Source organism: Bacillus sp. LBA3-1-1.1, from assembly GCF_040676495.1.
Lineage (GTDB): Bacteria > Bacillota > Bacilli > Bacillales > Bacillaceae_G > Bacillus_A > Bacillus_A nitratireducens.
The window spans coordinates 219,573-233,121 of the sequence record NZ_JBEGIB010000001.1 but is presented as its reverse complement, the minus strand read 5'-3'; the positions used below and the strand labels follow the sequence as shown (position 1 = coordinate 233,121).

Here is a 13,549-nt window from a genome sequence, read left to right as displayed (position 1 = left end):
ATGAGACCATTACAAATTTCTCCAGACACTGCAGTCCGCCTATCAAAAGCGTTAGGTGTTCCACTTGAACAACTTATGCATATGCCACAGCATATTTTAATCCAAAAGTTAGTTGAATTAGAAAAACAAAATAAAGACGAAGAATAATATAGTCCTGTTTTGCAGGGCTTTTTATTATCATCTATTATATCATGGATAACTTACCCACTAAAATTATGAATGCATGGAACAACAAAATAAAAAGCCTCTATAGAGAAGCCTTTTTCCACAAATTGCAATTTTAAGTTCCACCAATCTATTGAAGGTCTCCAGATTTATGTAATTCACCTGTTACTACATCTCCAAAATTGTTTAAAGAAAAAGTTTGCTCTTCTAGCGAGTCCATAACTCCTATCGCTTTTCCGATATTACCACCTTGCAGTTTCCAAAAGTAGTTATGATCGTCCACAACTTTACTAAAATCTTTGTTTATCCATCTTTCAGCAATCGCTAAAAGTTCTTCTTTCGTTTCAAAAGCACTCTCATTTAAGATACTTCTTACTTTTTCAGCATTCTCTTTAGACATCGGGATTGCTCCCCATTTTTGCTCAGCTATTACTTTTTGGTGGGTCATACTGTGCATCGCTTTAACTACTTCTTCTTCAGTAGAATCTTTTGTAATTTGGAGTTTCGCACTTGCACCACCAATCTCACCAAACTGCGCTTCTTTTTCTTTTGGAACTGTTTTATATTCGCTTGTATCTATTTCAGCACTAGCTTGTTTTTCCGCCGGATTATCTGCAAGTTCCAACATTCCAAAAGTTATACCAGCAGTAAGCCCGACTAAGCCTATTGCACATCCAATCCAAATTAAAATTTTCTTTTTCATATAAATACCCCCAAATATTTCTAGTTTGTTCCTTAACAAATTCTATATCAAGAAATATCCCTTTATAGATAATTTTACTAAATATATGTTTTATTTTCCATATAAATCAATAAATCACCTTTGAATGTGTCATAATCATATTTCTTATGAAATACGACTTCAATATTATTCTTATAACAAAATAAAAGATCAACGAGTGTTTTAAACTCCTTGATCTTTTATAAAAAAAATTTATTTTGAATATACTACTCTCAACTAGCCTTATGTTCAAGTATTAGCTTATCCGCAACCATTGCGATAAACTCAGAATTCGTAGGTTTTGCTTTTGACATGGATACTGTATAAGGCATTGTTACATTAACGTTTTCAAGCAATTTATCTTTTCCGTTCTTTCAGTAGTTTATCAGCTTACAACTTTATACTTTATAGGTTAGCTTTCTCTACCCGTTAAAAACAGTTTAACTCCCTATTACTAATGAGTCAATACTTATATGTTTCAAATTTTCACACAAAGCACTCTCTTAAGACTTCCTCAAATTCTCTTTCTTCTTTAACTGTTAGAATTCATAATATAAACCAAAAGGAGGATGAGGGATGATCGGGTGTGCCACTAGCTTCAAGGGTCGCTACACATCTTCCTGATCCGCTTTCCTTTGAAGGCTTAGTATATTTACTTTATAAGATATCAATATTGTATTTCGCAAACCATTACAACCCCTTTTGCGGGATTAATTTACTTAATCATGTTTCTTCCTATTTAAATGCAATTTGACTTTGTCTATAAAAAAAGCCTCCATTACTGGAGACCTTTTGAGAGTATTTTATTTGTTTGCTCATCCATGACACCTGCAAGAATTAATCTATCTTCATAAGTGAAATCAATTCGCTCTCGGATATCAACTGCTACAGTCTCTTTAAAGAGTTCCTTGCGTACAAACCATAGGAGTAAATCATTCTCCTCTAGAACCCTTAAAGGCTTGTACCCTCTTTTAAGTTCTCGGCTCATCCGTTTTCGATCTGATAGGATTATATCTCTGTAGAATAGAAGCTCTGAGAATGTCTTTGAAGAATTAATGGAAGGTTTCAATTTGAGGTATTCATATTGAGGAACTATAAAGTTATAGCCTTCAGTTGATTGTACAGGGAAGAGTAATTCATTTACGTTGTTATTATCATTGTTATTTACGGTAATCATTCGGCTGAATCTCCCTCTGAAGCTTGTCCTAAGTTAGCAAGAGCATCCACACCAGTTACCACTTCTACATATGGTGCAATCTCATTTGAGTTGATGCTTGCTTGTAGTTGATCCTCTAGAGCAAATAGCTTCTTAGATAGTTCCACATATGTTTCCTCTGAGCGATTCTTCATATGGTTGCGAACTCCTGAAGGTACCATTGATGCTCTATCCTCTGCTGTAGCGTAATGCTTCCAAGCTTCCTTATCGAATCCTGCTTTATAAGGATTGTCACTCTGAGGAGCTTCAGCTAGTCCTGTTAATACGTCAATGTCCGCACCATTTTCAGCCGTATCTAATAGTTCAAAGTACCTATTAGAAGTGTTTAGCTCATAGGCTCCATGTTTCAACTTCTGGAATACAACTCCGTGATTGTTCTTGATAGCTCCTACAATTGAGGCATCTAAATCTTTAAAGTTGTCGTTGTTGATTACCGTTACATCAGTTACTTCAGAGTTTGTGCCACTTGTCACTAAAGCTAGATTACCGTCAAGTGATACTAAACGTTGTGAGTTGGGCGAAACTCCTCGACGGTTGAAATTCATATCTTCCTTAACTGTATCAATCTGAAACTGAATACCTGCGATTCCATCTTGAAAGGCTTTCTCTTCGGCTTGTGCTAGTTTCATCATACGTTTCCCAACATTTGAGCTTAAGAAGTTTTCTAATTGATTTGTCATAATATAATCATCCTTTTCTTTTGGTTTTTTTGTGTACTTGATTCTGCTAATTTAGATTGAGCATCCGCTCTATTCCGTGATTTCTACATCAATCACATCTGAGCTTCTTTCCCTTGAAGCAATCAATTCCGCATCAGTTTCCGAGATATCAACAACAATGACTTGATTTGCATTGTGAGTAATCTCATTTGGACCATTGAAGAGAATCTTGTGGTGTTTCGCTAAAGTCTCTAAAGCTTTCACTCTCGTATTAGATGGAACTTTAAGCTCATGAACCTCACCCGTCTTTACATTTAGCATCTCATCATTCTGCTCAGGAGTGGCTCTACCGATAGCGCTTAGAGTGGCGAGCACCTCGTTATAACTCATTACGTCATAGAAGCTTTCTCTATTTTGCAATGCTGTAAAGTATGCCCTGCATTCGGGCTTATTCATTTGCTTTCTGCCCCAACCTTCGGACATGCCAATCATTTCCGCTGCTTGAGATACATTGAGATTTGTCTTAAGGAGGTTAGCTAGGAAGTTTTGTGCTTTAATGGGAACTCTAGTGGTTAACTCAATTGGAATAGTAATCATGCCTTCTCGTTGGTTGTCGTGTTCGCTAGCTGAACGAGTAATAATCTGAATGTCTTTATTTTCATACGGCTGAACGTAGTCATCTATGCGCTTACTCATAGATTTCACCGTCCTCTTTATAATTCTCTGTATCCTCTTTAAAGATTTCTAATAAACTATCAGCGATTCCATCAAGCAAATCATTCGCTTTGGAGATAAGCTCGTCTGACACCTCATATGGTAAGTTTGCTATCAAAGTAAGAGCCACTGATTGCTGGCTCCTATATGAGCATTCACCATTCCAAGCTCTATAAAGTTGTCTCGGCTGAATCCCTGCTGAGTGACATAAACCTTTCATGGAGATATCACCGAAGATATGCGCGAACAATAAGTATTTCAATTCTCGTTGGCACCGCTTGTCTACGTTGGGGAGTTTTACATTTAGTTTCATAAGGGGAAACCCTTCCTTTCGGGGGAAATATGGAGTGTAGTCTTAAAAGAGTCATTTAATTCATAAGATAAACCGCCAAGCTCCCATGTAATGATGGAACACGAGAGAATCATTGACGGCTTATCTTAGGAGATGAGTTTCCGTCGCTCATCAACTAAGGACAGGGGGTTGCTAAATGAATAGCATTGAACTGTAAATGAAATCAATGTAGAAATAACGTAAAAGAAATCACATGTAGAAAAGAATGCGTGTTGTAATCTATGTGAAAGGAGAGATGAACTGGATGTAAGCACTCAGGAGGTTGAATGCTTACAAGTCAACTCACCTCAAGAGTTTGTCCACCGAAATGAACAACCTCTCAAGTTAAGTAGGACTCCACATTCGTGGGGAAAATTAATCATGTCAGAGGTAAACGTTTAAATCCGAGATTCTAAATCTGAAATGTAAAACCAAATTAAAAGAAAGGATAATCTCTCATGTACATTTACTATGCGGAAGAAATCATACAAGGAAGATAGTGAGAAATGCCTCGTCTAGAATGACCTTGACGATTTATTTAGGGAATTTCCCTATACTCTTAGTCTATCACAAATGACACCCAAAAGTCAATAGTATAACTCTCTATTATACACTTATTTAATACTGTTTTGTGTTACATTTATGTTACAAAATCTAGATTGGCTCATAAGAGATTTATTCTCTTTCAAGATCAGCTCCGTTGTATTGAATTTCTATTTAGATTGTATTCTCTAAAGGGAGTCTGAAAGACTCTGTATTCACTATCATACATACTGTCCTTTCTCTATATGACGTATGTATGATTAACGGATGAAAGTGTCGTAACGAAGTGTAGACACAGGGGTTTAAATCTTAATAGTATATGTATAGCTCTTAAGTGACCCCATTGTGCGTTCACTAGTCATTCGAATTTGTTATATCCTCATTGTTGATTGGCTTGGTAGGAATTGAAATACTCCAAAGTATGAACACTCTGAAGTCTGAAACACGTAGGCGGATATTTTCCCTTGTGAGCCTGAACTCATTAGGCATACTCTGTAGGTTGCTTCCCTGAGAGCAATTCACCTTTTCTTTGATGCCCCCAGGGTGCCATGCCCTCGTGTCGTTTCTCTTTGTAAGTTGTATCGGTGAGTAGATAGCTCAGGAGGTTGTATCATCTGTTCATCTTCTCTTCCGTCTTCTCTCTTTCTCATTCGGTTCTTTCTTTTTCTTTTTCTTTTTCTTTTCTTATTCACTCATCGACTCTTTGTTGTGTTGTTGCATCGTGTGTTGTGCCACTCTCTCTCATGTGTGTCTCACTCATTGTGTGATGCACTCCCTCATAAGCTACTCTCTCACAGTCCTCTGTGTGTATCCTCTGGTGTATGTATCTCGGTGATGGTACTCATTCACAGTATTGCGTGGTATCTACAGTGTACTGTACTCTCTGTGCTCTCTCACAGTGTCCTCAGTAGTATCCTTAGTAGTGGTGTAGATATGTAGGTAGACTATGTAGGGTAGCTGTAGAGGTAGCGTGTAAGCATAGCTATATGATCTAGCTGTAAAGGGTGGTACTTTAGGGTAGCATTTAAGGGTGGCTATGATGGGCTATACTTTAGAGGTAGATGTAGCATATACTTCCGTCTACGGTAATCTGGGATGATGTAGAGGCAGGCTTATCATCTGAGAAAGATTGACCTACTTTAGTATGTGCAAAAGATTGTGATGTATATCACTTGTATTCTACATAATACTTATTATCAGTAGTACTTTTTACTAAGCGTGACAACCACGCCTTTGAGCGCTCCCTTATTTACTTCCGAGTGATTATTTTAGAGGTTACTTTTGAGGTGATTATGCATGATTTTATACATCATTGATTTCATAGGGGTTTACTTTGGAGAGGTATGGTCACTTTAGAGAAAATCTTGTATAGAATCCTGTATAAAGGAATTGCTTCACAAGGTATTTCCCGTATGTATTTCCCCACTTGAGAGGGATTTATCTTTGACGAAATCAGATTCATTCTTTGACAACGTCAGATTCTCTTAGGCATAGCCGAGATACTCTTAATAGGGAGTTATATTCCTTTCGGACAGCGACACTCCCCTTGGAGATTTCCTTTGGAGATAATCCACTTCCATGACTCGTACTATTTAGAGATACCATTACAGTATATTCTAATTGTTAGATTTATCTATATAGTTGTAGACATGTAAGTATAGCTTAGGCGATTATCTTGACTGTTGTCAGTCATGTCTATCTTGTAGCTTAGGGCAAAGCCCTGTGTTCACTAACGTTCACACTACCGTATCTATTATTACTATGAGTATATCCGTTCATTGATGAATGAATATTGATTGACGGATACCATGTAGCGTAGCAGAATGTATCTGAGGGAGCGTAGCAATCTCATTACTTTAAAGCTAGGCATTTACTTTGAGATTAATCATTAAATTTAACGGCTAATCTTTCAAGAAAAACCTTAACAGAATAACTAATAAGGAATTTTACGTTAAAAATCGACTTACACCTTACTCTCCCAAAGGATTGAGCTACTTTCAATAGATACCAAAATATGAACGTATATGTTTAATAGATACCAAAATATGAACGTTTTTTGGAATGGACACCAAAATATGAACGTGTTAGAATTAATCTATAAAGAAAAAGCCACCGAAACTGTAGGAGGAGACGGTGACTTTTAGAACGCTTATTTGAAATAATTCTTACGTGTGAGGTTGCCTTTCTCTCGATTGGCGACCTCTTTTAGTTTGTCCATATCAATCTTGAGTTTCTGTCTAGAAAACATCTCAGGATTTAGAATAATTGTTTTGATCCCGTAAGCTTTCATTTCTACAGTGATTCCTTGTTGATTAAACTTTCGAAGTGTACGCCGTACCGCTTGTATGTCCACCAATAACTTATCAGCAATGTTCTGAGGTCGCCACACTTTCATTTCACTGTAGAGAGGGCTTGTAGGGTCTTCACAAATGATATGACTCTCATAGTGCATGTGATTGAGTAGAACGGATAAGATGCCCAATTCTGTAAAGTTAAGTTTCTTGCTCTGGACAATTTCTAGCATTTTAGCTTGAAATACTTTTATGAAGTCATCAGCTTCTTTAGATCTTCCACATTGATAAAACTCACTTTCTAGAAAACAATGACTTTCTTTGCCCACCTTTTCAAGCTGAATCATTCCGTATAATTCGGCATCCTGTAATAGAGGTCGCAATGTTTTGATATTGCAATTAAGTTTGTCGGAAATCCCCTTTATAGATAACCCTTCTCGGTTACTACCTGATAGCTTCCCCTTCGCTTTAGGTTTCATCAGACTACTAAGAGCAAGCACAAGTCCTTTAACCTCTAAAGGTACGTTTTCCAATTGTAGGTGTCCTGTAGCTAGTTGAATACTCCAATGTCTTAAGTCATATCCTTGTTCATGAAGACTGATGCCCTTCGTCTTATCTCGGCTATCGTGTTGTTTCTTCTCCGCTCCCTTATTTGAGAATGTCATCCCAAGCTCTGAAGCTAGTCTTTTAAACGCCTGATACTTTGCTTCATCTACTTTATGATATACAACTCTTTCTTGTCCACTTTCATAGGAACTTATAATATTTAATTCCATATTAGTCTTCCTTTCTAGTAATATTTTCCTCACTTCTGAGGTCTGCACATGATATCGCATATCAGCTCACTTTTCAATAGTTTTGACAGTTAAATACCTTGCAAAAGTGCGCAAATTCTTGCATAGTTGTTCTCACCCTTCAGAGGTACACACAACCGTTCTTTTTGTACAATCGAAGGATGATGAACAGAAAACGAAAGACGACTAAGCATTCATAATTACTTAGTCGCCAATCCTCTTTCGATCTCTTGCCATAGTGGTTTCTCATTATATAAATACTTCAAAAGATCAACTATTGTATCAATCCCCTCTCCTATCACCATACAGGCAATATACTCTATGTATCTACAATACAATACTCCTTTCGATACAATTAATACATAATCTATTATCGTTACCATCATTTCATCGTTATGTTTATATTTCTTTTGAATCCTACGGACAATTTCAAGATGCAACCCCAAACACTTTATATCTTCTTCGCCCGAAACAAAATCAAAATATGATTCCAAAGTATGCTGTTTAATATTTCTCGAATACCCCGATAATCGCAACTGCTTGTATAACTCGCTATTTTTCTGCATTGTGACGTTCCCCTTCCCAAGAGAATTTTATACATCTTATAATTCCATTCTATCTTTTTAACTCACATCAAGGAACAGCACTGGAATGTCCACCTATATAACAAAACCTCGTTTATTCCACATGAAACGCTTATTTAGGGAGAATACACAACTCTAATGACACATTTAAATAGTTATTTGAACAAAAAAACAACTAAGTAGAATTTACTTAGTTGTTACCTGTTTTACGATGCCCTTTTGGTTTTTTCCCCGAAGCATTACGGGCTCTCTTTTTACTTTGAGCTATTTCTTTTTGCCGTTTAACCTCTAACTTACTTTCTTCAATATCCTTATAAGCCTCATTCAATTTATCAAAAAGATAATCAAAAATTAGAATACCTTTTAAAGAATTAACCTTTGTCCCATAGTTCACATCTTCACCATGTAAGATAGCATGACGACTTAGATCAGATTCAACTTCTTTCCCTCTATCAAAATTCACCAATACAGTGTTTAAGTAAAACTCCTCAATCTGCTCATCAAAAGAAAATGAACTCTTATTCCCCAATAAGAATTGTCCTAGAAAACTCTTTTGATGGTTAAAGTTAATTCGCTCGTCAGGGGATACTGCCTCAAGTTTGAGTATTCCTTCTACTAAAACCCCTTCAATTTGAGCAAGCATAGCGGGTACAGTCAACATATAATAACCATTCAAATGCCCTTCAATGACGGTGCTTATAATGGGCAATCGCTTTTCTAGCCATTCTGTCTGTTGCCAAGAGTTATGCATCTCAGTTAATGTGTCTTTATTATAAACAAACATACACATATAGCGCTCAAGAAATATCCTTGTGTATTCGATGCCTTTTTCCTCATATAATTGAATAATACGCCCTGTAATATTAATTGGCATAAAATCATGAGGAGGAAAACCTAATTCTACCATAATTGTTTTGAATTTTAATGTTGCCTCTTCATGTCTTTGAGCTAACTCTCTCAAATTAGACAATTTATCATAATAATCAAAAGTATTTAAGGTGTCTTGTATGCTTTGACTAATCGCTCCAATTGAATCAAAGACATCACTTAGTGCATGCACCTGAGTTGCTATTTGGTTTGCTATTGGCGAGATCATCTGCTGCATCTGATTTGTTATTTGTTGCACTATAGGAGACATTACCTGTACAACCCGTTCTCTTTCAGCTAAAATTTCTCTCATAAAGTCAGGTTGTATTTCATTAGCCCTAATCATAACTTCTATTAAAGTATCCGCCTTTTCTTGCTCATCATTCTCAGCGTCCTCTTTTATATCATCTAACACTTCTTGTTTTTTAGTTTCCTTCAATTCAATTTCTTCTAGCTGTTCTCCATCCCCATCAGTCACTTCACGGCTCTCTTTTTCCTCCATACTCCCAAAACCTCCGTATTAAAATTCCCTAACTTTGCCATTCAATTTTACCACAATTTTGCATTTAAGATGTTGACTTTAGGTCTTCCTTTCACTGAGCATGGCTTAGATTGATTAAGAAACGGCTTGGACAGGAAATATCTACCTTACATCGCAAAAACAAAAGTTAAAGCAACATAAAGTAGATGTCTTAATACTGAGCTAGGATGAGTTGCTGAAGTATCCGTATTGTATCACCTTGTTTAAACACAGAGATTTCTCCCTCAACGGACTTTCTACTCACAAAGCTTGTCCTGTGAGCTTATATCTATCCGTTGCCACCTGTCCCATAGGACACCAAGCAGCCACCGAACCTTTAATGGTCGTTCGCACCTAGACTACACCCAGTGTAAACAAGGAAACACTTTGGCGGGCATACGCTTAACTTTCTGACATCGGCTTAGCTAACCTGTTCAAGTGTTTTGCGTGGTGTTAGGTCATTCCCACGTTCGGAAATCCTGTAGCTCAGCATCTAAAAAAGGCACCACTTAAGAGACCTTGCATTCCTCGAATTTTTTCGATAAAATTAAGGTGCTGAATGTACGGTTTGTCCGTTATTTAGTTTTGAGTCGAATTGTTTTGAGTCTCCAGTTGGCGCTGGGGACTTTTCTTTTAAATTAAATGTCTAAATGATTTAAAGGTGAGTGTCTTTGATACTTCTTTCCTATCTCACCATCTGTAAAGTCTAAGTAAGCCTTTTGAGTTACCTCCACACTTGAATGTCCTAGAATGCGTGATAGCGTTACAAAATCCCCTCCATTCAGCAAGTAATACTTCGCAAAGTTATTTCTTAATTGATGAGGGTGTATGTCTACTCCTACCTTTTTACCTGCCATTCTAAGTGACCTCTCAAAGTTACGAATTTCTAAATTAGTGCCTCTTATTGTCGGAAACAGATAAATACTATTTGAATAGCGATCTCTATATAGCAACCAGTTTTTCAACTCTCTAGACATCCTGAAAGAGAAATATACGTAGCGTTGCTGGTTATTCTTCGAGTTTTCGATAAGGATTGATTTTGTTTTAAAATCCACCACTTCAGGGGTTAAAGATAGACACTCTCCTATCCTCATGCCTGTATCTAAAATCAGACGAGTAATTAAAAGGTCTCTATACCCGTGAAAAGTCGTATTATCAAACACCCCTAGCACTCCCAGTAGTTCCTCTTTTGACAGTAAAGGCTTCTTTTTACGGTTAGGCTTAATATTCTCTATAGACTCCACAGGGTTCTTACGTATCTCTCTCTCTACATCGTACAAATAGTTAAAGAACACTTTTATATTCCGAATGTAGTTCGCTATCGTGGTAGAACTTAGGGGCTTGCTGTAATCATCTCTCTTATGAGGGAAATTCACCTTTAAAGACTTATCATTTACTGCAACTGTATATTTGCCTCGTTCTCGTAAATACTTGATGTAATGCCGTATATGGGCTGATTTAACTTTATCGACTTCCCTAACAGTAAACTCATTCCTCATATACGCTGAAAATAACTTTAAAGTCTGCTCATAACTTTTTAACGTCTTTATCGACAGATTCTTCGATGAACAATACAACATAAAATTTTCGATTTGAAACTCAAAATCAGACAACAAAAAAACACCGCCTCTCAATAGTTTTAATAACTACTGAAAGACGGTGTTTATCACCAAATGACCAAGTTGTTTATTGGTCAGAAAAGATATTTATTGCTCAACGATCTTTAACGTTAAATTCGCGTCAGATACTATTATATCAGCGTTTACGAAGCCTTATGTTCAAGTCTTAGCTTATCCGCAACCATTGCGATGAACTCAGAATTCGTAGGTTTTGCTTTTGACATGGATACTGTATAACCAAATAAGGACGAAATAGAATCAATATTCCCACGGCTCCAAGCCACTTCAATTGCGTGACGGATTGCGCGTTCGACACGACTTGCTGTTGTATTATATTTCTTTGCGATATCTGGATATAATACTTTCGTAATAGATCCTAGTAATTCGATATCATTGTACACCATAGAGATTGCTTCTCGTAAGTACATGTACCCTTTAATATGAGCGGGTACACCAATTTCATGAATGATACTTGTAATACTCGCATCTAAGTTTTTCGGTTTTCCATCGATCGTTGTCGCTGATCGGAAAGATGGTAATGGACGTTTAATGGTAGCATTTGCCTTACCACTCACTTGACGAATATGACTTGTTAAATTCTCCATATCAAATGGTTTTAATATGAAATATGATGCACCTAAATCAACCGCTTTTTTCGTCACATCTTCTTGTCCAAATGCTGTCAACATAATAACGCTAGGTTGTCTTAACCTTTCAATATGTCGCATTTTCTCTAGCACAGCTAGACCATCTAAATGTGGCATAATAATGTCTAAAACGAGTACATCAGGCTGCTTGTCTGTCAATAAGTTTAAACATTCTTGACCATTGTAAGCAGTTCCGATCACTTCCATATCATCCTGAGCAGCAACATAGCTCTCTAGCATTGATACCAATTCTTTATTATCATCCACAAGACATACTTTAATTTTCTCCACAGTTTTTCCTCCCTTACCGAATCGATTCTTCCGACATGTGTAAGCTTCTAGGCTACATGAATTGTTCGACAATTGTGTGAAAATTCCCTTTTAAAGTTTCTTACTTTCCGATAAAAACACAAAAAAATATATTTATCGCCCATTTACTTTCTTTCGCAACACATTCCATCATAGAATTACAACGAAACGTTCAACCCTTTTCTTATATTTTACAACAAAAAACAGCTCTTGCGGAGCTTTTACAAAATTTCAACGAATTTTTCAATAGAAAAGCGAGCTAATATGCATTAGCTCGCTTTTTTCTCTTGATCATAAATATTAATTCCAGCCTCATGTAACATCCATTCAATATGAACACCGTATCCTGACGTTGGATCATTTACAAATACATGTGTAACTGCACCAATTACTTTTCCATTTTGTACAATCGGACTTCCACTCATCCCTTGTACAATGCCACCCGTTTTTGCTAGTAAACGTTTGTCTGTCACTTTTATAACCATACCTTTTGTAGCTGGGAACTTTTGTGGTACCGTACTAACAACTTCAATATCAAACGCTTCAACTTTATCTTGATCAATAACTGTTAATATTTTCGCTGGCCCTTCTTTTACTTGATGGGATAATGCGATAGGCATTGCTTTATCCATTATGCCGTTTGTCATATTTGTATTTAATTTTCCAAAAATGCCATACGGGCTATTTATTGTAATATTACCAATCACTTCACGATCCGGTGAAAATCTTGCTAATTTTTCTCCTGGATTCCCGTGACTTCCTCTTTCAATAGAGGTTACGGTCGAGCGCATAATTTGTCCATCTTCTACTTGAATTGGCTTTTTTGTATCATTATCAGAAATGACATGACCAAGTGCCCCGTATTTCATGGAATCCGGATGAACAAATGTCATCGTTCCAATTCCAGCTGCCGAGTCACGAATATATAAACCAATACGATAAGACGATTCCCCGCTGTCTTTTTGTGGTGTTAACTTAGTGCGAATGTATTTTCCATCTCTTAGCAAAACAAGATTAAGCGGTTCACCTGTTTCTCCACTATTATGAATAAATGGTGCTACATCACTCATTCTTTCAATTGTTTTCCCATTAATTGCAGTAATCATATCTCCAATCTGTACACCAGCTGTTTCACCAGGAGATACTTTACCCTTTTCAGTTTGAATTAAATGATGGCCTACAACAAGTACACCTTTTGTGTTCAATTTCACACCAATCGATTGTCCACCAGGGATAACTTTAAAATCTTTTAATACTTTTACATTTACTTTTTTCACTGGAAAACCAGCGAGTTGAAACACCATATCAGCTTCACCATTTTGATGAGAATTCACCATAAGCTCTTGTTCATTTGAACTTACTGTAAATACATTACGATTTGTAGATGAAGCCTTAAAAACCGGTAATGATGCTATTTCTGATTGTTGTCCTTCAAAAACAACAAGTTGCTTCGGGGATGAAATAAACGTTCGAAGCGGTTTAAAACATCCAATAAAAACTAAAGAAACAAGGAGACAAAGGCCTATTATTTTTCGAAATCTTTCTAATTTCAATTTGTTCACTCTCCTC

Annotated in this window: 13 protein-coding genes; 1 reads left to right on the top strand and 12 read right to left on the bottom strand. The window is 36.7% G+C overall.

Features of this window, described 5'->3' with window-relative positions; all coding sequences use genetic code 11:
* Positions 1-147 (top strand): YycC family protein, encoded by a 147-nt coding sequence (locus MRBLBA3_RS01305; protein WP_001247671.1) that lies wholly within the window; start codon positions 1-3, stop codon positions 145-147.
* A gap of 148 nt (positions 148-295) precedes the next feature.
* Here the strand turns inward: MRBLBA3_RS01305 and MRBLBA3_RS01300 are convergent, their stop codons facing one another.
* The 12 genes from MRBLBA3_RS01300 to spoIVB all read right to left on the bottom strand — a co-directional run bounded on the left by MRBLBA3_RS01300 (position 296) and on the right by spoIVB (position 13,542).
* On the bottom strand, positions 296-868 hold the full coding sequence (locus tag MRBLBA3_RS01300; protein WP_000727129.1) for a PRK06770 family protein: 573 nt from the start codon (positions 866-868) through the stop codon (positions 296-298).
* Between the two features lie 251 nt (positions 869-1,119).
* A complete protein-coding gene (locus MRBLBA3_RS01295; RefSeq protein WP_390829288.1) occupies positions 1,120-1,242 on the bottom strand; it encodes a sporulation initiation factor Spo0A C-terminal domain-containing protein in 123 nt (40 codons plus the stop codon).
* Positions 1,243-1,664: 422 nt separating this feature from the next.
* Positions 1,665-2,063, bottom strand: coding sequence for a hypothetical protein (locus MRBLBA3_RS01290; RefSeq protein WP_363379573.1), 399 nt, complete (start codon positions 2,061-2,063; stop codon positions 1,665-1,667).
* Complete coding sequence (locus MRBLBA3_RS01285; RefSeq protein ID WP_363379571.1) at positions 2,060-2,782, bottom strand: hypothetical protein; 723 nt, start codon at positions 2,780-2,782, stop codon at positions 2,060-2,062. Before MRBLBA3_RS01285 ends, MRBLBA3_RS01290 begins: the two co-directional genes overlap by 4 nt.
* Before the next feature lie 69 nt (positions 2,783-2,851).
* Positions 2,852-3,457: a terminase gene (locus tag MRBLBA3_RS01280; protein ID WP_363379569.1), complete on the bottom strand. Its 606-nt coding sequence runs from the start codon at positions 3,455-3,457 to the stop codon at positions 2,852-2,854.
* Entirely contained in the window at positions 3,450-3,695 is a 246-nt protein-coding gene (locus tag MRBLBA3_RS01275) for a hypothetical protein (RefSeq protein WP_363379567.1), read from the bottom strand. The genes MRBLBA3_RS01280 and MRBLBA3_RS01275 overlap by 8 nt, the downstream gene beginning before the upstream one ends.
* Positions 3,696-6,498: 2,803 nt before the next feature.
* The gene (locus MRBLBA3_RS01270) at positions 6,499-7,416 is read right to left on the bottom strand and encodes a hypothetical protein (protein WP_363379565.1); all 918 of its coding nucleotides are present in this window, start codon (positions 7,414-7,416) and stop codon (positions 6,499-6,501) included.
* Positions 7,417-7,634: 218 nt separating this feature from the next.
* Positions 7,635-8,000, bottom strand: a complete 366-nt coding sequence (locus tag MRBLBA3_RS01265) for a hypothetical protein (RefSeq protein ID WP_363379563.1) — start codon at positions 7,998-8,000, stop codon at positions 7,635-7,637.
* Positions 8,001-8,208: 208 nt separating this feature from the next.
* Complete coding sequence (locus MRBLBA3_RS01260; RefSeq protein WP_363379561.1) at positions 8,209-9,387, bottom strand: hypothetical protein; 1,179 nt, start codon at positions 9,385-9,387, stop codon at positions 8,209-8,211.
* Positions 9,388-10,043: 656 nt separating this feature from the next.
* Positions 10,044-11,018, bottom strand: coding sequence for a tyrosine-type recombinase/integrase (locus MRBLBA3_RS01255; protein ID WP_363379559.1), 975 nt, complete (start codon positions 11,016-11,018; stop codon positions 10,044-10,046).
* Between the two features lie 149 nt (positions 11,019-11,167).
* Entirely contained in the window at positions 11,168-11,962 is a 795-nt protein-coding gene (gene spo0A, locus MRBLBA3_RS01250) for a sporulation transcription factor Spo0A (protein ID WP_000411416.1), read from the bottom strand.
* A 287-nt stretch (positions 11,963-12,249) separates the two neighbouring features.
* The gene (spoIVB, locus tag MRBLBA3_RS01245; RefSeq protein WP_071747073.1) at positions 12,250-13,542 is read right to left on the bottom strand and encodes a SpoIVB peptidase; all 1,293 of its coding nucleotides are present in this window, start codon (positions 13,540-13,542) and stop codon (positions 12,250-12,252) included.
* Between the last annotated feature and the right edge of the window lie 7 nt (positions 13,543-13,549).

What these genes read in the sequence shown, in the direction of transcription:
- MRBLBA3_RS01305 (WP_001247671.1), top strand. Translation starts at nt 1, where the DNA reads ATGAGACCATTACAAATTTCTCCAGACACTGCAGTCCGCCTATCAAAA.
- MRBLBA3_RS01300 (WP_000727129.1), bottom strand. Translation starts at nt 868, where the DNA reads ATGAAAAAGAAAATTTTAATTTGGATTGGATGTGCAATAGGCTTAGTC.
- MRBLBA3_RS01290 (WP_363379573.1), bottom strand. Translation starts at nt 2,063, where the DNA reads ATGATTACCGTAAATAACAATGATAATAACAACGTAAATGAATTACTC.
- MRBLBA3_RS01285 (WP_363379571.1), bottom strand. Translation starts at nt 2,782, where the DNA reads ATGACAAATCAATTAGAAAACTTCTTAAGCTCAAATGTTGGGAAACGT.
- MRBLBA3_RS01280 (WP_363379569.1), bottom strand. Translation starts at nt 3,457, where the DNA reads ATGAGTAAGCGCATAGATGACTACGTTCAGCCGTATGAAAATAAAGAC.
- MRBLBA3_RS01275 (WP_363379567.1), bottom strand. Translation starts at nt 3,695, where the DNA reads ATGAAAGGTTTATGTCACTCAGCAGGGATTCAGCCGAGACAACTTTAT.
- MRBLBA3_RS01270 (WP_363379565.1), bottom strand. Translation starts at nt 7,416, where the DNA reads ATGGAATTAAATATTATAAGTTCCTATGAAAGTGGACAAGAAAGAGTT.
- MRBLBA3_RS01265 (WP_363379563.1), bottom strand. Translation starts at nt 8,000, where the DNA reads ATGCAGAAAAATAGCGAGTTATACAAGCAGTTGCGATTATCGGGGTAT.
- MRBLBA3_RS01260 (WP_363379561.1), bottom strand. Translation starts at nt 9,387, where the DNA reads ATGGAGGAAAAAGAGAGCCGTGAAGTGACTGATGGGGATGGAGAACAG.